Raw genomic sequence first — 22769 nt, forward strand, 5'->3', positions numbered from 1 at the left:
CTAGCTTTCATTAGCAAACAACCTAGCGTCTTCAAGTTGCCCTTCTGTACAAACCCACCGCCAATGAATGTCTTCAATCTTATTGCCTAGTATTGATAACTCTTTTTTTAAGCGGCTTCTATCTCTGGTAAGCCAAAACCAACCACTTAAATTATATCTCACAAAAATAGTTACTTTCGTTTCTTTAAAACTCTCATGATTTAACGAGTCGTTATATAAATCAACTATGTCTTTCTGAATATTTTTGTCCATAAGGAAGTCATTTGCTTCATCAATTTTATTCTCAAACAAATCTAAATACTTCCAATATTCGATGTAAGCTTTAACTAAAATAAGCTTAAGATCACTACCTGTCGGGGCATTCCTAGAAGCTTTTCTTGCAAACTCAAGCATTTCTTCGTTATCACCGCCCCACTTTTCAGATAAAGCAATGATCATGTGCATGTGTGCAGCCCAGTTATAAGAATCTCTAGCTATTGCTTCCTCATAATATTTAAATTTAAGTTCATCGCTATCTGAGTACCATGTAGCTACCATAATCAAGTATGCCCATGGTGTAGGATCCTCTGGTGTTTTATCTGCACATTCTAATAATACTTGCCTAGTTTTATCCAATCGCCTGAAAAACTCTTTCCATTGAGCTTCTGATATTTCAGCTCCACGACCATAGCCCCTTGCAGACCAAGACCATTGTAGTAAACGAGCACCATAACAAAGTAGAGCATCCCCGGAGTCTGGATGCGAATTTGTCCACTTATCTAAAGCTTGAGGAAACATTATTCGAGACATACTTACAGAATAAAAATAACGCTCCTCATGGCTATCTAATGTTTCAAATAACTCTTTAAGGTCACTGTATTGGTCAGGTTTATCTAAAACGTTGTAAGCTTTTATACATCCGTAAGCACATTGTCTACGTTTATTATTCTTATGTTTTCTATGGAAATACATCAACATAGATAAAATTGATAAAGCACACAAAATCAAAAAAATCATTCAAAATCCAAATTTAATAAATAAAGTTTAATGTAGTTTGTAAGTATTCAATGCCTACCAACAAACGCTAAAATCCAATCATGTTCTTCATCAGTTGATGCTTCTTTATTAACGAACTCTTATATTTCAGCTTTCATTGTTTATAATTCGGTAATACTCTCTTCTTGGGTTGATAAGTAGCTACTTAAAGAAGCAAAAAAGAATCGTTATGCATACTTTATCCAAGCATGTTGATATGTGTTAAGTGTCGATTATTACGAAACCTTCAGCCCAATAATCTTTACCAAGTGGGTAACACGATATATAGAAACCACTTTCGTCACAAGCAGCGGGGTTAATATTTGGAAAATCTCTAAACCCAGGTTGCTCTTTTAGCCTTCCAACAGCAGCAATGGCCTCTTGCTCAGAAGCATAAATCCCGATTGTCTTTACACATTCATTGTTTTCAGAAATTATGTGCAAATGCTCTAGTAGGTATACTTTATCCATAGAAACCTAACATTTAAATGGTGCGTTCATCGCGCATACTTTGCAAAGTTAACGCCAATTATCTGGTTTCTATATTTTTAACAAATTCCCTAAGTTATTACTACCACGAAGTTTTTTAAGACATCAAAGTCAAATTAAAATGAGTAATCTGATCGCAACGTTCACTTTCATTGATATATATGAAAAGAGCAGTTTAACAGTTGTTTCAACATGATATTTAGCCAATCTTTATAAACACTTTTTGATCGCTAGAGTTCTAGGGAATTCACCAGATTAAGTATTGTGAGGTTGCCCCAAAAACAAAAAGAGCATTGTATATAGCGCAATAAATCACGCTTACAATGCTCTTTAAAGACTACTTTAAAATAACGAGGTTATTTTAGTGAGTCATTAATTTCTTTTAGTGTTGCAACTGGGTCTGCCGATTGGGTGATTGGGCGGCCTACAACTAAATAGTCGCTACCATCTTCAACGGCTTGTTTTGGTGTCATGATACGTTTTTGGTCGCCTGCATCGCTGCCTGCAGGGCGAATACCCGGAGTAACCAGTTTAAAGTCTGCGCCAAGTTCTGCTTTTAGCTTTTTCGCTTCTTGTGCTGAGCACACTACCCCGTCAAGGCCTGACTCTTTGGCAAGTTTTGCTAGATAAATGACTTGCTCTTCTGGCGTTTTATCTACACCTAAACGAGTAAGCTCAGCGGCATCCATACTAGTTAGTACAGTTACTGCAATCAGTAATGGAGCATCATCACCAAACTGCTCTAAAGCTTGTTTTGCTTTAGTCATCATTTCAACGCCACCTGAGGCATGCACGTTAACCATCCATACACCCATTTTTGCAGCTGCGGTTACAGCTTTAGCTACTGTGTTTGGAATATCGTGAAATTTTAGGTCTAAGAATACATCAAAACCTAAGTCGATTAGTTCCTTAACAAAGCTAGGACCGAAATACGTGAACATTTCTTTGCCTACTTTAAGGCGACACGTATCAGGCGATAATTGCTTTACAAACGCAAGAGCTGTTTGTTGATCATCATAATCAAGGGCAATTAATACTTTTTTTGAATCTTCGACAGACATAACTTTCCTAAAAACTAATGGACTAATATGAATTAAAAACCGTCTATGCCACGGCTTGGAACAATTGTTTCCCAGTGCTTACAAGATGGACATACCCAATAAATGGTATGACTGGTAAAGCCACAGTGTTGGCACTGAAAATCAGGTTTGGTTGCGATATAAGACGTTACTAGCTTATCAATTTGATCGAGTACATCTTTAATATCGTTGTTTTGTTTAGCTAGTAGCTGTAATAAGAAGCTAAAGCCACGAATAGTCGGATGACGCTTTAAACTATCCGTTAAAAATTTGATTGCTTGCTCGATATGGCCTTGCTCAAGTAAAGCTTGGCAGTGTTTTATTTTTATTAATACGCCACCTTTATCGAGCAGTTCATTGAGCAATTCGTAAAACTGATGCGTTAAGTTTAGCTTTTGATAACTGAGCGCTAATTCTTCAATAAACACCGGCGCAAAAAACGTGAATTGGCTAATAAGCTCGCGCCAGTAGTAAATTGCTTTTACATAATCTTCTTTGGTGAAAGCACTATGGCCAAGCTCATACAACGGGCGAATGGCTTTATGGTTTAAGCTAATGGCTTTACGCATAATTTGCGTATCATTGTCTTGTAAGGCTGCTTCACAATAAAAATTGGCAATCGCTTTTACATGCTGAGGTTTAGTGAATAACTCACTGTGGGCCTCGTACATGTTAATGCCCTTTTCCCATTCACGGGTTTGTGAATAAAGATTAATAATTGGCTCTAAGGCTTCTTTATAGCCTGCCTTAACAAGCCATACTAAATGCTCTTCTGCACCATCTAACAAGCCTGCCATAATGTAATCTTCAGCAAGTTCTAAGCGGCTGGTTGCAGCTTGTTGCTCATCAAGACTTGGATGTTTTAATAGCAGTTCATGAATTTTAATGGCGCGGTCAAGTTCGCCTCGGCGGCGGAACATAGTTGCAAGCGTTGAATAGTGTTCAACAGAATCAGCGGCAACTTCGAGTAGATTAATAAGGTGCTCTAAGCCTTGGTCTTCTTCTCTGTCTAGGAGAAATTTAAGGCCTTTAGAATATTCAGAGGTAATTTGGCGATTAAGCTGATGAGCTTGGTTTTTAGCGCTGTTTTTACCCATTATCCAACCGTAACCGGCTGCAACGGGTAAAAGTAAAAACAGAAGCTCAATCATGATTAGGTGTCTTTATTAGCAACAAGCTTTTTATTGTTTTTTTCAGGCGCTAATTTTTTCTTTAAGCGATAATTTTGCCACTTTAACTGAGAAAACAGTGTAAAGCTTATAAAACAACCAATTGCGACACCTAAAATAAAGCAGATACTTATTACAACAGCTAGGGGCAAAGTATTACTGGCGATTAAATAATTGATTTGCACCAATTGTGGATTCTGTGAACCAAGTACAAACGCAATAAATAAACACAGCGCAATTAATACAATTTTTAATACCCTAAACAAGTAACTACTCCTGTATAAAACTAGGCAATACTCGCATTTACGCGGTCACGTAATTCTTTACCTGGTTTAAAATGTGGTACGTGCTTACCGTCTAACTCAACTGTTTCGCCAGTCTTTGGATTACGACCTGTGCGAGGAGAACGATAATGCAATGAGAAACTTCCAAAGCCACGGATCTCGATGCGATCTGAGCTAGATAATGAGCCGGCCATTTGTTCAAGAATTTCTTTAACGGCATTTTCAACATCTTTCACAGGGATGTGTGCGTGTTGCTCGGCAAGTTGTTCTATCAATTCTGACTTAGTCATAGCGTTTCCTTAAAGAGTGGTAAAGGAAGGGCAAAACTGCCCTTCCAATTTTAAAAGACTAGATATTAGTCTTTTTGAGCATTTTTGAATGCTGCAGCCATAGCGTTTTCGAACGCTGGCTCTTCTTTCTTAAGCTTCTCTAGTACTTCTTTCTCTTCTGCTTCGAAAAGAGCTTTAACAGATAAGCTTAAAGTGCGGTTCTTACGATCAACACCAACGTATTTCGCTTCGATTTCGTCGCCTGCAGAAACTACAGTAGTAGCATCTTCAACACGCTCTTGAGCGATATCAGCTACACGGATGTAACCTTCAACGCCTTCGATTAGCTCAACAGTTGCGCCTTTCGCATCAACTTCAGTCACTTTACCTTTAACAATAGCACCTTTTTTGTTTGCGTCCAGGTAGTTATTGAATGGGTCAGCTTCGATTTGTTTAACGCCTAGAGAGATACGCTCACGCTCTGGGTCAACTTGTAATACGATAGCAGTGATTTCGTCGCCTTTCTTGAATTCACGTACAGCTTCTTCGCCTGGCGTGTTCCAAGAAATGTCTGAAAGGTGAACAAGACCGTCAATACCGCCTTCAAGACCGATGAAGATACCGAAGTCAGTGATTGATTTGATCTTACCAGTAACTTGGTCGCCTTTGTTTTGTAGACGAGCAAATTCTTGCCATGGGTTAGCAATACATTGCTTAAGACCAAGAGAAATACGACGACGCTCTTCGTCGATTTCAAGAACCATAACTTCAACAGTGTCACCTAGTGAAACAACTTTTGAAGGGTGGATGTTCTTGTTAGTCCAATCCATTTCAGAAACGTGTACTAGACCTTCTACGCCTTCTTCGATTTCAACGAAACAACCGTAGTCAGTAAGGTTAGTTACACGACCAGAAAGCTTAGAACCTTCTGGGTAACGACCAGCGATAGCTGCCCATGGATCTTCGCCAAGCTGTTTAAGGCCTAGAGATACACGAGTCTTTTCTTTGTCGAATTTAAGAACTTTAACTGCGATTTCGTCGCCAACATTAACGATTTCTGAAGGGTGCTTAACACGCTTCCACGCCATGTCTGTGATGTGTAGTAGACCGTCAACACCACCAAGGTCAACGAACGCACCGTAGTCAGTAAGGTTCTTAACGATACCTTTAACTTCTTGACCTTCAACAAGGTTAGCAAGAAGTTCTTCACGCTCTTGTGAGTTCTCTGATTCGATAACTGCACGGCGAGAAACAACAACGTTGTTACGTTTTTGGTCAAGCTTGATTACTTTGAACTCAAGCTCTTTACCTTCAAGGTGAGTTGTGTCACGTACTGGACGAACATCAACAAGTGAACCAGGTAGGAAGGCACGGATTGAATCAACTTCAACAGTGAAACCGCCTTTAACTTTACCGTTGATAACACCAGTAACAGTCTCTTGCTCTTCACATGCTTTTTCTAAGCGGATCCACGCTTCGTGACGCTTCGCTTTCTCACGAGAAAGGATAGTTTCACCGAAACCGTCTTCGATTGCGTCTAAAGCAACATCTACTTCGTCGCCAACAGCAACTTCTAGTTCACCAGCAGCATTTTTGAATTGCTCAGCAGGGATTGCACTTTCAGATTTAAGACCAGCATCAACAAGTACGATGTTGTTCTCGATTGAGATAACAGTACCTTTAACGATAGAGCCTTGCTCTGCTTCAAAACCCTTAAGGCTTTCTTCAAATAACTGCGCAAAATTTTCTGACATTATACGTCTCTAAATAATTAAATAACCAATTAGCAACCATGCTGCATGGGGTTGTTAAAATAGCACTAGCTTCCTGCCGGTACCTTAATAAATTACTTTTAAGCTTTTGGAAGCTTTCCTGCAAGTACTGCTTCGTCGAGTAAAGTTACTACTTTATCAAACACTTGCATTGCATTAAGCTCGCTAGTATCAAGCTCAATGGCGTCTTCTGCAGGAACAAGCGGCGCAACTTCACGCGTCATATCACGGTGATCGCGAGCTTTTATGTCCTCAAGTAGACCACTTAGTGTAACATCAAGACCGCGTTCGTTCAACTCAGCAAAGCGACGACGAGCGCGCTCTTCAGCTGATGCGGTTAAATAAATCTTCAATGGTGCATCTGGGAACACAACTGTGCCCATGTCACGACCATCGGCAATTAAGCCGCTCTCAGTACGAAACGCACGTTGACGACGTAATAATGCTTCTCTCACCCGTGGTAATGCAGCAATTTTTGATGCCGCAGCACCCACTTCTTCGTTACGAATTGTGGTTGTGACGTCTTCGCCTTCCAAGACAATTTTAGAAGTATGCGTTTGGCTATCGACCAAAAACTGTACATCTAAGTTTGCAGCTAGCGGAACTAGTGCATCTTCATTATCTAGTTCAATTTGATGATGAAGCGCTGCAAGTGACAGCACACGGTAAATCGCTCCACTGTCTAATACATCCCAACCTAATTTCTCGGCTAACAAGCGACAAACAGTTCCTTTACCTGAACCACTTGGGCCATCGATGGTGATTACGGGCATTGATAACGCCTGCATTTATAACCTCCTGCAATGCACACCAAAATAAAACCGCGATATTATACGCCAGTTCTAGAAATAGATCCGCATTTAGAATGTAACTTTTTATATTTTCTTCTGTTTTATTGACTTGAAACAGACTCTAGTACTTTGAAAAACGTTGGAAAAGTTTTGTATGTACACTTAGGATCGTTAATGGTTATCGGCTTTCCGCCAACGGCAACCATTGCAAAACACATGGCAATACGGTGATCGTTATAGGTATCAATCGCTACATCGTTAAATGTTTCTGGTGGTGTAATTTCGATGAAATCTTCACCTTCAACCACTTCTGCACCAACTTTACGAAGCTCAGTCGCCATGGCATATAAGCGATCTGTTTCTTTTACACGCCAGTTATAGATATTACGAATAGCTGTTTTACCTTTAGCAAAAAGCGCAACAGTGGCTAGTGTCATTGCCGCATCAGGGATTGCATTGGCATCAATATCGACCGCGTTTAGTTCGCCTTTACGAACCACCAGCTTTTCATCATACCAATCGATTTTGGCGCCTACTTGCTCCATAACTTTGGCAAAACCAATATCACCTTGAACAGATGCCGCACCTACCCCGTTAATTTCAATTTCGCCACCTGCTATTGCAGCCGCCGCAACAAAATAAGAGGCGCTTGATGCATCACCTTCAACCATAATGCGCTCAAGTGCTTGATACTGCTGACAGCCTTCAACGTAAAATGTTTCGTAATTGTCATGGCTTACTGTAACGCCAAAACGCTTCATTACATCTAGGGTAATATCAATGTATGGCTTTGATACCAGCGTGCCTTTAATGGTGATTTCTGTATCGCCATTAAATAATGGCGCTGCCATTAGTAACGCTGTTAAGAACTGGCTAGAAATGCTGCCATCAATTTCAACTTTACCACCGTTGATTTTGCCGCCTTTTATGGCCAGTGGTGGGTAATCTTTATGCTTAAGGTATTCAACATCACCACCCAGAGCTTGCAGTGCATCAACCAAATGGCCGATTGGACGCTCTTCCATACGAGGCTCGCCCACCAGCTGGTACTCGCCATCTACAGCAGCTAAAACCGCTGTCAGTGGACGATAAGCTGTACCGGCATTACCTAAAAATAAAGGCTCGCTTGGGGTTTTAAATTTACCTGCAACACCCTCTACGGTGGCCACTGTTTTATCTTCATTAAGCGATACATTTACGCCTAAAAGATTTAATGCACCTAGCATGTGACGAATATCATCACTATCTAGTAGGTTTTCAACAACCGTTGTGCCCTCAGCAAGAGCAGCTAGTAACAAGATACGGTTTGATAAGCTTTTTGAGCCAGGTAGTGTCACACTACCATTTACCTTTGTAATCGGTTCAAGACGAAGCTGTTCCATAATTAGCTGTTCTCCTTGGCGAATTTTTCCATAAAATTAACCAAGGCTTGAACACCTTCAAGTGGCATCGCATTATAAATGCTTGCGCGCATACCACCGACAATACGGTGACCTTCAAGGGCTAATAAGCCAGCTTCTTTTGACTCACTAATGAATTTATCATTCAGAGATTCGTCGTTTAGCCAAAACGGTACGTTCATACGCGAACGGCAATGCTTAGCAACTTTGTTGCTGTAAAAATCTGAGCTATCAATGTAGTTGTAAAGAAGTTCTGCTTTTGCGATGTTTTGTTCTTCCATCGCTTTAACGCCGCCGTTTGCTTCAAGCCATTCAAATACTTCAGCAGCTAAGTACCACGCGAATGTCGGTGGTGTGTTATACATGCTGCCTTGTTTTGCTTCTAAGGCGTAATCAAGAATACCTGGCTTTGCAAGACCTTCACGCTCAAGAAGCGTTTTGCGAACAATAACAATCGATAAACCAGATGGGCCAATATTCTTTTGTGCGCCAGCGTAAATAAGATCAAACTGATTTACGTCAAACTCGCGCGATAAAATAGTCGATGACATATCAGCCACAATCGGTGCTGATGGGTGTGATGGTACGTCAAAAATTTCTATGCCATCTACGGTTTCATTCGGACAATAGTGAATGTAAGACGCATCAGCAGGTAATTCCCAACTGCTTGCTGGTTTTATAGAGAACTGGCCATTTTGCTGCTCATCATCACGTACATTGATGCTTTCAACTGCTGTGAATTTTGCCGCTTCTGAAGTAGCCCCTTTAGACCATACACCGTTTTCACAGTACACAGCTGGCTTATCATCAAGGTGAAGGTTCAGTGGTACAGCACTGAATTGACCACGGCCACCGCCGTGCATAAATAACACTTCAAACTCATCGCTAATATTCATTAAACGACGCAGGCTTGCTTCACATTTAGTGGTAAGCGCTAAAAAGTCGCTGCTGCGATGGCTAATTTCCATCACAGAGACACCTAAACCTTGCCAATCTATAAATTCTTTTTGTGCTTTTTGCATAACTGCCGGCGGTAGCATTGCCGGTCCTGCACAAAAATTATACTTAGTCATTACTTTGCCTCATTCCAGTAATTATAGTGCGGATAAAAAAAGCGGCCGAAGCCGCTTTTTAAATCAATGTTATTCTGAAGGTGGGTTATCACCCGTTTCTTCAGTATTGGTATCGACTACTTCAACGGCCTCGCCTTCGATGGCTTCAAGCTCATCAACTTCGATTTCTTCGATACGTTGTAAACCAACTACTTGCTCTTCGTCAATAGTTCGTATCAAAATAACGCCTTGAGTGTTACGACCAACCGTAGAAACCTCGTTTACACGGGTACGTACTAAGGTACCGCGATTCGAGATAATCATGATTTCGTCGTTATCGTCAACTTGTACTGCACCAACCACAGCGCCATTACGCTCGCTTACTTTGATTGATACAACACCTTGTGTTGCACGGCTTTTCGATGGGTAATCTTCAAGTGCTGTACGCTTACCGTAACCGTTTTCTGTCACAGTTAGGATTGCACCATCTGACTTAGGTACGATTAACGACACAACGCGTTGGTCGTCAGCCATCTTAATACCACGAACACCTGTTGCTGTACGACCCATTGGACGTACACCTTTGAAGCGGATTTCTGGGTTACCGTTTTCGTCTAGAACTGGGTTACCATTTTCATCAACAACTTCTGTCTCTTCTGCTTCTTTAAAGCGAACAACTTTACCAGCATCAGTGAATAGCATGATTTCATTCGTGCCATCAGTGATATCAACACCAATTAGGCTATCGCCTTCATTTAGGTTAACTGCGATGATACCGCTCGCACGTTGACGGCTGTATGCTGTGAGTGGTGTTTTCTTAACCGTACCAAACGCTGTTGCCATGAAGATGTATTTATCTTCTTCGTACTCACGTACTGGTAAGATAGCAGTAATACGTTCATCAGCTTCAAGAGGTAATAAGTTAACAATTGGCTTACCACGCGCTGCACGGCTTGCTAATGGTAACTGATATACTTTCAACCAGTATAAGCGACCTGCTGTTGAGAAACATAAGATTGTATCGTGCGTGTTAGCAACTAATAGACGTTCGATGAAGTCTTCATCTTTCATCTTCGTTGCTGATTTACCTTTACCACCACGACGCTGTGCTTCGTAGTCAGATAATGGTTGATACTTAACGTAACCTTCATGAGAAAGCGTTACAACAACGTCTTCTTCATTGATTAGGTCTTCAAGGCTAATATCGTGAGCAGCTGCACTGATTTCAGTACGACGTTCGTCACCATATTGCTCTTTAATTTCTACTAGCTCGTCGCGGATAACTTCCATTAGACGCTCTGGGCTTGAAAGAATATGTAAAAGCTCAGCAATTAGATCAAGTAAGTTTTGGTACTCGTCTAAGATCTTCTCATGCTCAAGACCTGTTAGTTTGTGTAAACGTAGGTCTAGGATTGCTTGTGCTTGTTGCTCAGATAAATAGTACTGACCGTCACGGATACCTAAATCAGCCGCTAACCAATCAGGACGTGCTACGTTATCTTCACCTGCTTTTTCAAGCATTGCTTTAACAGTGCCTAGTTCCCAAGGACGTGCTGTTAGTGCAGCTTTTGCTTCTGCTGGTGTTGGTGACTTACGAATAAGTTCGATAATTGGGTCGATATTCGCAAGGGCAATCGCTAAGCCTTCAAGCGTATGAGCACGGTCACGGGCTTTACGTAAATCAAATACGGTACGACGTGTAACAACTTCACGGCGGTGTACGATAAACGCTTCAAGCATTTCTTTTAAGTTGAAACACTTAGGTTGGTTGTTATCAAGTGCAACCATGTTCATACCAAACACAGTTTGTAACTGAGTTTGTGCATATAGGTTGTTTAAGATTACTTCACCAACATCACCACGTTTGATTTCGATAACGATACGCATACCGTCTTTATCTGATTCGTCACGTAGTGCGCTAATACCTTCAATCTTCTTATCTTTAACAAGCTCTGCAATCTTTTCAATAAGGCGAGCTTTGTTAACTTGATAAGGGATTTCGTGAACGATGATTGTTTCACGACCGGTTTTTTCGTCAACTTCGATTTCAGCGCGAGCACGGATATATACTTTACCACGGCCGGTTAAGTACGCTTGCTCAATGCCTTTTTTACCATTGATAATCGCCGCAGTCGGGAAATCTGGACCTGGGATATATTCAATAAGGTCAGCAATTGACATATCAGGGTTTTGAATAAGCGCTAAACAACCATTGATAACTTCTGTTAAGTTATGAGGTGGAATGTTTGTCGCCATACCAACCGCGATACCTGAAGAACCATTTACTAATAAGTTAGGTACTTTAGTAGGTAATACGTCAGGAATTTGCTCAGTACCGTCGTAGTTAGGTACGTAATCAACCGTTTCTTTTTCTAAATCAGCTAATAATTCATGTGACATTTTCGCCATACGGACTTCCGTATAACGCATTGCTGCCGCAGAGTCACCGTCAACAGAACCAAAGTTACCTTGGCCATCAACAAGCATGTAGCGTAATGAGAAAGGCTGCGCCATACGAACGATAGTGTCATATACCGCGCTGTCGCCATGTGGGTGGTACTTACCGATTACATCACCAACAACACGTGCTGATTTCTTGTAAGGTTTATTCCAATCATTATTGAGTTCGTTCATTGCAAACAGAACGCGGCGGTGAACTGGCTTTAAGCCGTCACGTACGTCTGGCAATGCACGTCCTACGATTACACTCATTGCGTAATCAAGGTAGGAGTTTTTTAATTCATCTTCAATATTGACTGGCAGAATTTCATTGGCGAGATCAGTCATTTGATTTCACATTCCTTCAGTATTGACTCATTAAGAGGCAAACCGCCGTCTTAAGAGCTTTAGTTATTATTTCCAGACCATGCTATCACAATTTATTTAGATTTACAGGCGCTAAATCTTTGCGATTTATTAATTTCCCCCTATATAATGGCCTCAGATTAACGAGGAAGTTTTTTATGACCGAGCATCAAAATGTAGATAATGCAGAAATTGCAAAGTTTGAAGCCATCGCAGAACGTTGGTGGGACCGCGACGGAGAGTTCAAACCCCTTCATGAAATAAATCCTCTACGTTTGGATTTTGTCGCTGATAAAGTAGGCGGCCTATTTGATAAGGAAACCTTAGATGTTGGCTGTGGTGGCGGCATCTTAAGTGAAAGTATGGCGCGTATGGGCGCTAAAGTAACCGGCATCGATATGGGTCAAGAGCCACTTACCGTTGCTAAGTTACATAGTTTAGAAACAGGCGTACCTGTTGATTATATAAAAGTACCTGCAGAGCAATTTGCTGCTGAGCACCCTGCTCGCTTTGATGTAGTGACTTGTATGGAAATGCTTGAGCATGTTCCTGACCCTGCTTCTATTATTCGTGCTGTCGCTGAGCTTGCTAAACCGGGCGCCGATGTATTCTTTTCAACATTAAATAAAACACCAAAAGCTTATTTGTTTGCTATTGTCGGTGCTGAAAAGCTTTTGAAAATGGTACCTGAAGGTACACATGATCATAAAAAGTTTATCAAACCTGCACAGCTTATTGCATGGGCAGAAGAAGCGGGATTAAAAGTACGCGCCAGTACCGGCCTTCACTATAACCCGTTTTCTAAGCAGTACAGCTTAAATGATGATGTAAGTGTTAATTACATCCTGCACTTTGAGAAACTAGCCTGATGAGTGGTGTGCAAGCACCCTCTATCGATTTTGATGCGTTTATCTTTGATTTAGATGGCACACTACTCGATACCGCGGATGACTTAGGTGGTGCATTAAACCGAGTGTTAGCAGATGCCAATGTGGCGCCTGTTGCTGAGCATGTTTATCGCCCTGCAGCTTCTAACGGTGCAAATGCATTATTAGAAGTGGGCTTTGGTGATAAATGGCCTGAACTTGAACAACTCGCCTTGCGTCAGCAGCTTCTTGACTACTACGCCGAAGATATTGCTGTGAACAGTAAATGTTTCAATGGCATAGAACAGCTTTTAATTGCACTTGAGCAAAACAATATTAAGTGGGGCATTATGACTAATAAGCCCGGCTTTTTAACTGAGCCCTTAGTGCAAGCTATTCCCTCTTTGCGTGATGCAAAGGCGGTTGTGAGTGGCGATACATTAGCAGTGTCAAAACCATCACCGGATCCACTATTACACACCGCTGAGATCTTAGACGTTGATCCGAGCCGTTGTTTGTATATCGGTGATGCTGAACGTGATATTCAAGCTGCAAAAGCGGCCAATATGTACAGCGCAACAGCGTTATGGGGTTATATACCCAGTGTAGATGCCGCACTTGGCTGGCAAGCGGATTTCAATTGGCAAACGCCGATTGATGGTTTTAACCATATATAGTGTTATTTGATAACTGAAACACCATATATTGTGATTTGATTTACTTTTGAGCATTCATTGATGATAAAAAAATCAGTCAAAATTTATTTTTAAAAACGGTAAATTTTCTGGATCTTTTGTTGATTTCTACAAATTTCGTCGTCTATGAATGTTCAAAGGTTAATGGTCACTAACACAATGCGTTTATCCAATAGTTATCCACAAAATGGGGCAATTCTATCCCTTGCAAAACAGCGCAGACCACACTATCTTGTGATCTGCAATTTAAACAACACCAGATATTGTGGCTAAATGTTATTCAATTAGATCACCCTGGCGTTTAATAATAATAATTACATAAAGAATACCTTTGTCTTTACAACTATAATTTCCCAAGGAATACAGGCAAAACTATGAACCAACAGCTATCTGTAAGCAAACGTGACGGCCGTAAAGAGTCACTTGATCTAGATAAGATCCATCGCGTGATCGCTTGGGCCGCAGAAGGTCTAGAGAATGTGTCTGTCTCACAAGTTGAATTAAAATCACATATTCAATTTTACGACGGCATTCGTACCGATGACATTCATGAAACAATCATCAAAGCTGCAGCTGATCAGATCTCTAAAGATACGCCTGATTACCAATACCTAGCTGCTCGCTTAGCTGTATTCCATTTACGTAAAAAAGCGTACGGTCAATTTGAGCCACCACGCTTATACGATCACATCACGAAATTAGTTGAAGACAAGCGTTATGATCAACATCTACTTGTTGATTATACCGAGCAAGAAATTGACGAGTTAGATGCTTACATCGATCACAACCGTGACTTAAACTTCAGCTACGCTGCTGTAAAGCAACTTGAAGGTAAGTATTTAGTTCAAAACCGTGTTACTGGTGAAATCTACGAAAGTGCACAGTTTTTATATATCTTAGTTGCTGCAAGCTTATTCTCTGATTATCCAAAAGAGACACGCCTTGATTACATCAAGCGTTTTTATGATGCAGTATCTACATTCAAAATTTCATTACCTACACCTATCATGGCTGGTGTACGTACCCCTACACGTCAGTTCAGCTCATGTGTACTTATTGAATGTGGTGATAGCCTAGATTCTATTAATGCAACATCGTCTGCGATTGTTAAATACGTTTCACAACGTGCGGGTATTGGTATTAATGCCGGTCGCATCCGTGCGCTTGGTAGCCCTATTCGTAACGGCGAAGCGTACCACACAGGTTGTATTCCGTTTTATAAGCACTTCCAAACAGCAGTTAAGAGCTGTTCACAAGGTGGTGTTCGTGGCGGCGCAGCAACGTTGTTCTACCCACTTTGGCACTTAGAAGTTGAAAACCTACTTGTTCTTAAGAACAACCGTGGTGTTGATGATAACCGTGTACGTCACCTTGACTACGGTGTGCAGTTCAACAAATTAATGTATAGCCGTTTAATCAAAGACGATTACATCACATTATTTAGCCCTTCAGATGTACCAGGTCTATACGATGCGTTCTTTGAAGATCAAGCAAAGTTTGATGAGCTATATATCAAATACGAACAAGACGAGTCAATTCGTAAAAAACGTATTAAGGCGATTGAGTTATTCTCAATGTTTGCACAAGAGCGTGCGAGCACAGGTCGTATCTACTTACAAAACGTTGACCACTGTAATACGCACAGCCCGTTCATCTCGACTGTGGCACCTATTCGTCAATCTAACTTATGTTTAGAAATTGCATTACCAACTAAGCCACTTAGCAATGTAATGGATGAAGAAGGTGAAATTGCACTTTGTACGCTGTCGGCGTTTAACTTAGGTGCAATTGAATCACTTGATGAATTAGAAGAGCTTGCTGAACTTGCAGTACGTGCCCTTGATAACTTACTTGATTTCCAAGACTACCCTGTTCCTGCGGCTAAAAACGCGACTATGGGTCGTCGTACGCTAGGTATTGGTGTTATTAACTACGCATACTACTTAGCGAAAAATGGTAAGCGTTACTCAGATGGCAGCGCAAATGCCCTAACTCACAAAACATTTGAAGCAATTCAATATTACCTAATGAAAGCATCAAATGAGTTAGCGAAAGAACGTGGTGCGTGTCCTAAATTTAACGAGACAACGTATTCTCAAGGCATTATGCCAACAGATACTTACAAACGTGACCTAGATCAGTTCTGTGAAGAGCCGCTTCACTTAGATTGGGATTCATTACGCGAAAGCATTAAAGAGCACGGTATGCGTAACTCAACGCTATCTGCCCTTATGCCTTCAGAGACATCATCGCAAATCTCTAACGCAACAAATGGTATTGAGCCACCACGTGGTCATATCAGCGTTAAAGCAAGTAAAGATGGTATTTTAAAGCAAGTAGTGCCAGATTATGAAAATCTGAAAGATAACTACGAGCTACTGTGGGATATTCCTTCAAACGATGGTTACCTACAACTGGTTGGTATTATGCAAAAATTCGTTGACCAAACGATCTCTGCAAACACTAACTATGATCCATCTAAGTACGAAGGCGGTAAAGTACCTATGAAGGTGCTATTAAAAGACCTACTGACTGCGTATAAACTTGGTGTTAAAACCCTGTACTATCACAACACACGTGATGGTGCATCAGACTCTCAAGATGAGTTAACACCAGAGGTAGAAGATGACGGTTGTGCAGGCGGCGCTTGTAAAATCTAATTAAATTAATAACATAACAAAAGCGGGCTCATTAGCCCGCTTTGTCCTGACTGTTTTTTGAGAAATCACTATGTCATATACAACTTTTAGCCGAAATCATAATAACCAATTACAAGAACCGATGTTTTTCGGCCAAACGGTAAACGTGTCACGTTACGACCAACAAAAGTACCCTATCTTCGAAAAGCTAATCGAAAAGCAACTTTCGTTCTTTTGGCGTCCTGAAGAAGTTGATGTAAGTAAAGACCGTCTTGACTTCCAAGCGTTACCAGAGCACGAAAAGCACATCTTTTTAAGCAACTTAAAATATCAAACGCTACTTGATAGTGTGCAAGGTCGTTCACCTAACGTTGCGTTACTACCTATTGTGTCTATTCCTGAGCTAGAGACTTGGATTGAAACATGGGCGTTTAGTGAAACCATTCACAGCCGTTCATACACACACATTATTCGTAACGTTACGCAATCTCCTGAACTTATCTTTGACGATATCGTAAGCAACGAGAAAATCAGTGAGCGTGCTGATGCGGTAACTAAGTATTACGATGATTTAATCAGCATGATTTCTGTTTACAACCTATACGGTGAAGGTAAACATGTGATCAACGGTGAAGAAGTTAAAGTCAGCTTATTTGACCTTAAAAAGCAACTTTACCTTGCAATGATGTCGGTTAACATCTTAGAAGCGATTCGTTTCTATGTAAGCTTTGCTTGTTCATTTGCTTTCGCTGAGCGTGAATTAATGGAAGGTAATGCAAAAATCATCAAGCTAATCGCCCGTGATGAAGCGTTACACTTATCTGGTACACAGCACATCTTGAACATTATGCAAGAAGGTAAAGACGACCCAGAAATGGCAATCGTTGCAGCACAATGTCGTGAAGAAGCAATTCAGATGTTTGTTGAAGCAGCTGAACAAGAGAAAGATTGGGCAGAATACTTGTTCAAAGATGGTTCTATGATTGGTCTTAACAAAGATATCTTATGCCAATACGTTGAATACATCACTAATGCACGTATGACTGCAGTAGGCCTACCTGCACAGTTTGAAAGTAAGAGTAACCCTATTCCGTGGATCAACTCTTGGTTAGTATCAGACAACGTTCAAGTTGCTCCACAAGAAGCTGAAATCAGCTCTTACCTTGTTGGTCAAATTGACTCTCAAGTTGATGCATCTGACTTTGGTGACTTCGACCTGTAATGAGCTCAAACAAAACTGCAGAGGTTATCCTTGCAGGAACAGACAGCCAGAATCTTGAATTTGATTCTGGCTGTTCATCTCTCCTTGAATGCCTAGAACAAAACAAAATAGATGTCCCCTACCAATGCCGTGAAGGTTATTGTGGCGCCTGCCGTGCAAAATTAGTCGAAGGTGATGTGAGCTACAATCAAGAGCCGCTTGCGTTCGTTCGAACAGGCGAAGTATTGCTGTGTTGTAGTAAACCCAATGGGAAGGTAAAAATTGAGCTTTAATGCCAAATAAGCTCACTGGTTTGGTAGAAATTTTCTTTATCTGACACACTCACCATTTGCTGATCAATCGTAACATCCCACTGTAAGTTTTTAGTTAGATGACTCGCTAATTCCTCAATAAAGCTGTTATCAAACGCAATTAAATGACCATTATTGATAAGTTCCAACTGGTGCTCATTTTCTTTAAGCCAGTCGTTATTTAAGGTTGTCACGACCCATAGTTCATCGACCCGCTTAGCGATTTTGTTGAGCTGTAAAATATCTGGTTGGTCAACAACAAGCCATGTTTGATAATGATCATCAAGCGCTTTTATTGACACATCTGGTTCACCATGACTGAACCTTGCATTCAATATGGCTGTTTCGTTGTGTGAAAATAAGCAATAACTTAAAAGTTTAAGTACAAAGTGTTGATAGCTTTCACGACGATCACAAGCAGTGGTAAACACCTCTTTGTGATTGCGGTGCTCTCTTAAATCAGCAATGGTGAAATTTGCTTTAAATACCCTATTTTTATCAGACATAAGATTTGGCCATCTCAGTGTAACAGTCTAAGTATAGTGTATGGTGTTAAAATCGCGACTTAGGGTTAAGGTATAGGTAAAGTTATAGTATAACGTTATTGCAGTTAAAAAGTTGCGGTGTTATATTATATCACCACACTCAACAACAAACTTAGAAGTAGTAATGATGAAACAAGTTTCAATTCTTTCTAGTGCTGTTGCCGCTGCGCTGTTTTCTCAATCAACAATGGCTGCTGTGATCACAGGTCAAGTATTAGATAAAAACCAACAACCAATCAGCAATGCTGAAATACATGTACACGGCAAATCAAAAAGCGTTGTCACTGACAAACAAGGTCAGTTTAAAATTGATGTAGACAATAAAGGTCAGCTTCACATCAGTAAAAACAATTTCATCGATAAGCGTGTTGCTATTAATGGCGAAGACCAAAATGTTGTGGTTACGCTTACACCAACATCAGTTGAAACTGTTGTTGTTTATGCATCAGCACTTCATAAAAATAGTCTTGAAATGATTTCGCCAGTGAATGTTTTAGCCGGTGATGAGTTAAAAGATAAAGCAAAACCGACATTAGGCGAAACACTAAAAGGTTTACCAGGCGTTAATGCAAGCTACTTTGGCCCAGTTTCATCAAGTCCAATTATTCGTGGTTTAGATGGTCCGCGTGTAAAGATCACCCAAAATGGCCTTGATAGCAGTGATGCATCACGTATTGGCCCTGACCACGCAACATCAAATGATAGCCTAGCAGCAGAGCAAATCGAAGTACTTCGCGGCCCTGCTACCCTACTTTATGGCTCTGGCGCTATCGGTGGTGTGGTGAACGTTGTTGATAACCGTATTCCTACCGATAACATCGAGTCTTTAACCGGTGCTGCACAATACACACACGATACAGTATCAAATACCAACACCTATGCTGCAAAACTTGAAACCGGTAATGATGGTTTCAACTTCCATTTTGATGGTACAAAGCGCAAAGGTCACGATTATGACACGCCAAACTTTGAGCTCCCTGAAGAACATGAAGAGCACGAGGAACATGAAGGTGAAGAGCATGAAGAACACGAAACAGCTAACAGCGTAGAAAACACCTTTATCGATAGCCAAACAGTTAACTTTGGTACTAGTTACGTGGGCGATCATCTAACGCTAGGTGTGTCATTCGGCCGCATCGAAACAGATTACGGTATTCCTGGTCATGAGCATCATCATCATGAAGAAGAAGAGGAAGATCATGATGAACATGAAGGTGAAGAAGAGCACGAAGAATCAGTATTTGCACAGCTAGAGCAAGACCGCTGGCAAGGTTACATGAGCTATGCACTTCATGATAACTGGATTGAAAATATCTCACTACGCGTTGGCTACACAGACTACAAACACGCTGAAATTGAAGATGGTGCAGTGGGCACCGTGTTTACAAACAAAACAACCGAAGCTCGGGCAACCGTTGAGCACAAGTTAGGCCTTTGGCACGGTATGGCTGGTTATCACTACACTGAGTCTGACTATGATGCAGATGGTGAAGAAGCCTTTACGCCAGCAAGTGTCACTAAAACAAACGCGTTATTCGTTCTTGAAGAGCGCCAGTTTGGTGATGTGACCATTGAGCTAGGTGCACGCCTTGAAGATTATCAAATCGATTCTGCTGTAAGCATGGCTGAGCATCATCACGATCATGAAGAGGAAGAAGAGCACCATGACGAAGAAGAAGCTGAAATCATTAACTACAGTGAAGATTTCACAAACCTAAGCTTATCTGCAGGTGCAATTTGGCAATATCAAGAAGGCCAAAGTGTTGCTTTAAGTGTATCTCGTTCAGAACGTGCGCCGCTAAGTGCTGAATTACTTTCAAACGGTATTCATATCTCAACAGGTACTTACGAGCTAGGCCTTGGTTATCATATTGAAGATGGCGAAATTCATTTTGAGCCAGAAGATATCGAGCAAGAAACTGCAACGAACTTTGATTTAAGTTTCCGTCGTTTTATTGGTGACTTTGGTTACACAGTTAACTTCTTCTATAACGACATTGAAAACTATTACTACCAGCAAAATACCGGTTTAGTTTTTGATGAAGAGCATGGCTTAGAATCAGCAGCTGATGCAGATGAAGATGCAATGGCGGTTTACCAATTCACAAGTAAAGATGCGAAATTATACGGTATTGAATTTGATGTACACTATCAAATGACGCCAAGTGCGCTAGTTAAAGTGTTTGGTGATTCAACAACGGCTAAGCTAAAAGATGATGAAGGTTACTTACCTCGTATCCCTGCTAATAAACTGGGTTCTGAATTACAGTACACAGTGTCTGATTGGAAGTTTAGCCTAACAGGTACTCATTATTTTGAGCAGTCTGACATTACTGCTTACGAGACAAAAACTGACGGCTATACCCTATTTGATGCATCAGCTAACTACCAACTTGACTTAGGTCCTGTTGATACACAGCTTTACATTAATGTTGACAACTTAACTGATGAACTTGGTTTCGTACACAGCTCATTCATTAAAGAAAAAGCACCACTACCTGGTCGTAATTTCAGCTTGGGTATTCGCGGTTATTTCTAATCGCTTTTAATAGTTATAAAAAAACCCTTTCACTTTTAAAGTGAAAGGGTTTTTTATTAAGCATAGAAACTAAATAGATTAGCTATCAGCCCTTTTGTTCAATCTTCGCCCATGAATCACGAAGACCCACAGTTTGATTGAATACTAATGTTTCTGCTTTGCTATCACGACAGAAGTAACCTGTACGCTCAAACTGGAAGCCCTGCTCTGCTTGTGCATTTGCAATTGACGGCTCAACTTTCGCATTTTCAAGAACCACAAGTGATTCAGGGTTTAGTGTTGCGTTAAAGTCTTCTGCTGCCGCTGGGTTTGGCACGTTAAATAAACGGTCGTATAAACGAACTTCAGCTGTGATAGATTCACTTGCTGATACCCAGTGAATTACACCTTTAACTTTACGGCCATCACTTGGGTTTTTACCCAGAGTTTCAGGATCGTAAGAGCAGAAGATAGTCGTAATTTCGCCGTTTTCGTCTTTTTCAACGCGCTCAGCTTTAATTACATAAGCACCACGTAAACGTACTTCTTTATCAAGAACTAAACGCTTAAACTTGTTGTTTGCTTCCTCACGGAAGTCTTCACGCTCGATATAAAGCTCACGAGTGAAAGGTACGTCACGGCGACCCATCTCTTCTTTATTCGGGTGATTAGCAACAGATAACGTCTCTACTTTATCTGCGTCATAGTTTTCGATAACAATCTTCACAGGATCAAGAACAGCCATTGCACGAGGTGCATGTTCATTTAGGTCTTCACGGATACAGGCTTCTAGCATGCCCATTTCAACCATGTTCTCTTGTTTAGTGATACCGATACGAGAACAGAACTCACGTACTGATGCAGGTGTATAACCACGACGACGTAAACCAGCAATCGTTGGCATACGTGGGTCGTCCCAGCCTTCAACATGACCATTTACCACTAAGTCGTTTAATTTACGCTTAGACATAATGGTGTACTCAAGATTTAATCGTGAGAACTCGATTTGTTGAGGATGACACTCAAGGCTGATGTTATCTAATACCCAATCGTATAAGCGACGGTTATCTTGGAACTCAAGCGTACATAATGAATGTGTAATACCTTCTAGCGCATCTGAAATACAGTGCGTGAAGTCGTACATTGGGTAAATGCACCACTTGTCACCTGTTTGGTGGTGATGAGCAAAACGTACACGGTAAATAATTGGATCACGCAGTACCATGAATGAGCTTGCCATATCAATTTTAGCACGCAGTACACACTCACCTTCTTTGAATTCACCATTACGCATTTTTTCGAATAACGCTAGGTTTTCTTCAACTGGCGTATCACGGTATGGGCTGTTTTTACCCGGCTCTTTTAAAGTACCACGGTATTCACGGGCTTGATCTGGCGATAAGAAACACACATATGCTAGGCCTTTTTCGATAAGCTCAACAGCATAGCCATATAACGCATCGAAATAGTTAGATGAATATTTAATTTCACCATCCCACTGGAAACCTAACCACTGCACATCTTCTTTAATCGAGTTTACGTAGTTGATGTCTTCTTTTTCTGGATTCGTATCATCAAAACGTAAGTTACAAAGACCTTGATAATCTTGGGCGATACCAAAATTCAAACAAATAGACTTTGCATGACCAATGTGTAAAAAACCGTTTGGTTCTGGTGGAAAACGCGTGTGCGTAGTCGCATGCTTACCGCTTGCTAGATCTTCGTCGATACGCGTTCTAATAAAGTTACTTGGGCGATTCTCAATTTCCGCCATAGGAGCATAATCCTCTGAATATTGCATGGTGACAAAACTAATGCATTATTACAAAAACAAACCCTAACATACAGTGGTTGCATCATGTTTATTGAA

19 protein-coding genes are annotated in these 22769 nt (G+C 40.9%); 6 read left to right on the forward strand and 13 right to left on the reverse strand.

What is annotated here, in order from left to right:
- The 11 genes from PASHI_RS02285 to gyrA form a co-directional block, all read right to left on the reverse strand.
- Entirely contained in the window at positions 1 to 996 is a 996-nt protein-coding gene (locus tag PASHI_RS02285) for a tetratricopeptide repeat protein (RefSeq protein WP_062564452.1), read from the reverse strand.
- Positions 997 to 1236: 240 nt separating this feature from the next.
- Positions 1237 to 1485 carry a hypothetical protein gene (locus PASHI_RS02290; RefSeq protein WP_062564453.1) on the reverse strand — a complete coding sequence of 83 codons (249 nt, stop codon included), beginning with the start codon at positions 1483 to 1485 and terminating at the stop codon, positions 1237 to 1239.
- A gap of 374 nt (positions 1486 to 1859) precedes the next feature.
- On the reverse strand, positions 1860 to 2564 hold the full coding sequence (gene pyrF / locus PASHI_RS02295; protein WP_062564454.1) for an orotidine-5'-phosphate decarboxylase: 705 nt from the start codon (positions 2562 to 2564) through the stop codon (positions 1860 to 1862).
- A gap of 32 nt (positions 2565 to 2596) precedes the next feature.
- Positions 2597 to 3733: a lipopolysaccharide assembly protein LapB gene (gene lapB, locus PASHI_RS02300; protein WP_058585078.1), complete on the reverse strand. Its 1137-nt coding sequence runs from the start codon at positions 3731 to 3733 to the stop codon at positions 2597 to 2599.
- 2 nt (positions 3734 to 3735) lie between these two features.
- Positions 3736 to 4017 (reverse strand): lipopolysaccharide assembly protein LapA domain-containing protein, encoded by a 282-nt coding sequence (locus PASHI_RS02305; protein ID WP_054551349.1) that lies wholly within the window; start codon positions 4015 to 4017, stop codon positions 3736 to 3738.
- A gap of 20 nt (positions 4018 to 4037) precedes the next feature.
- Positions 4038 to 4325 (reverse strand): integration host factor subunit beta, encoded by a 288-nt coding sequence (gene ihfB / locus PASHI_RS02310; RefSeq protein WP_036968575.1) that lies wholly within the window; start codon positions 4323 to 4325, stop codon positions 4038 to 4040.
- 65 nt (positions 4326 to 4390) lie between these two features.
- Complete coding sequence (rpsA, locus tag PASHI_RS02315) at positions 4391 to 6058, reverse strand: 30S ribosomal protein S1 (protein WP_054551350.1); 1668 nt, start codon at positions 6056 to 6058, stop codon at positions 4391 to 4393.
- 98 nt (positions 6059 to 6156) lie between these two features.
- Positions 6157 to 6864, reverse strand: a complete 708-nt coding sequence (gene cmk / locus PASHI_RS02320; protein ID WP_058585079.1) for a (d)CMP kinase — start codon at positions 6862 to 6864, stop codon at positions 6157 to 6159.
- A 104-nt stretch (positions 6865 to 6968) separates the two neighbouring features.
- Positions 6969 to 8249, reverse strand: coding sequence for a 3-phosphoshikimate 1-carboxyvinyltransferase (aroA, locus tag PASHI_RS02325; RefSeq protein WP_062564455.1), 1281 nt, complete (start codon positions 8247 to 8249; stop codon positions 6969 to 6971).
- Between the two features lie 2 nt (positions 8250 to 8251).
- Positions 8252 to 9340, reverse strand: a complete 1089-nt coding sequence (gene serC, locus PASHI_RS02330) for a 3-phosphoserine/phosphohydroxythreonine transaminase (protein ID WP_058585081.1) — start codon at positions 9338 to 9340, stop codon at positions 8252 to 8254.
- A 69-nt stretch (positions 9341 to 9409) separates the two neighbouring features.
- The gene (gyrA, locus tag PASHI_RS02335) at positions 9410 to 12106 is read right to left on the reverse strand and encodes a DNA topoisomerase (ATP-hydrolyzing) subunit A (protein ID WP_062564456.1); all 2697 of its coding nucleotides are present in this window, start codon (positions 12104 to 12106) and stop codon (positions 9410 to 9412) included.
- A 176-nt stretch (positions 12107 to 12282) separates the two neighbouring features.
- Between gyrA and ubiG the strand changes: the two genes are divergently transcribed.
- From ubiG to yfaE, 5 genes are all read left to right on the forward strand, one after another.
- Positions 12283 to 12993: a bifunctional 2-polyprenyl-6-hydroxyphenol methylase/3-demethylubiquinol 3-O-methyltransferase UbiG gene (gene ubiG / locus PASHI_RS02340; RefSeq protein ID WP_058585083.1), complete on the forward strand. Its 711-nt coding sequence runs from the start codon at positions 12283 to 12285 to the stop codon at positions 12991 to 12993.
- Entirely contained in the window at positions 12993 to 13667 is a 675-nt protein-coding gene (locus tag PASHI_RS02345) for an HAD family hydrolase (RefSeq protein ID WP_062564457.1), read from the forward strand. The genes ubiG and PASHI_RS02345 overlap by 1 nt, the downstream gene beginning before the upstream one ends.
- 392 nt (positions 13668 to 14059) lie before the next feature.
- Positions 14060 to 16345 (forward strand): class 1a ribonucleoside-diphosphate reductase subunit alpha, encoded by a 2286-nt coding sequence (nrdA, locus tag PASHI_RS02350; RefSeq protein ID WP_054561557.1) that lies wholly within the window; start codon positions 14060 to 14062, stop codon positions 16343 to 16345.
- A gap of 70 nt (positions 16346 to 16415) precedes the next feature.
- Complete coding sequence (nrdB, locus tag PASHI_RS02355) at positions 16416 to 17546, forward strand: class Ia ribonucleoside-diphosphate reductase subunit beta (protein WP_055021951.1); 1131 nt, start codon at positions 16416 to 16418, stop codon at positions 17544 to 17546.
- On the forward strand, positions 17546 to 17818 hold the full coding sequence (gene yfaE / locus PASHI_RS02360; RefSeq protein ID WP_062564458.1) for a class I ribonucleotide reductase maintenance protein YfaE: 273 nt from the start codon (positions 17546 to 17548) through the stop codon (positions 17816 to 17818). The genes nrdB and yfaE overlap by 1 nt, the downstream gene beginning before the upstream one ends.
- On the opposite strand, the gene PASHI_RS02365 is transcribed toward yfaE, so the two are convergent.
- Entirely contained in the window at positions 17815 to 18342 is a 528-nt protein-coding gene (locus tag PASHI_RS02365) for a YaeQ family protein (RefSeq protein ID WP_062564459.1), read from the reverse strand. The genes yfaE and PASHI_RS02365 overlap by 4 nt on opposite strands.
- Positions 18343 to 18508: 166 nt before the next feature.
- Here PASHI_RS02365 and PASHI_RS02370 point away from each other — a divergent pair, with 166 nt between their 5' ends.
- On the forward strand, positions 18509 to 20920 hold the full coding sequence (locus PASHI_RS02370) for a TonB-dependent receptor (RefSeq protein WP_062564585.1): 2412 nt from the start codon (positions 18509 to 18511) through the stop codon (positions 20918 to 20920).
- Between the two features lie 85 nt (positions 20921 to 21005).
- Here PASHI_RS02370 and glnS read toward each other — a convergent pair whose 3' ends face one another.
- A complete protein-coding gene (gene glnS, locus PASHI_RS02375) occupies positions 21006 to 22673 on the reverse strand; it encodes a glutamine--tRNA ligase (RefSeq protein ID WP_062564586.1) in 1668 nt (555 codons plus the stop codon).
- Positions 22674 to 22769 lie beyond the last annotated feature (96 nt).

Source organism: Pseudoalteromonas shioyasakiensis, from assembly GCF_001550135.1.
Lineage (GTDB): Bacteria > Pseudomonadota > Gammaproteobacteria > Enterobacterales > Alteromonadaceae > Pseudoalteromonas > Pseudoalteromonas shioyasakiensis.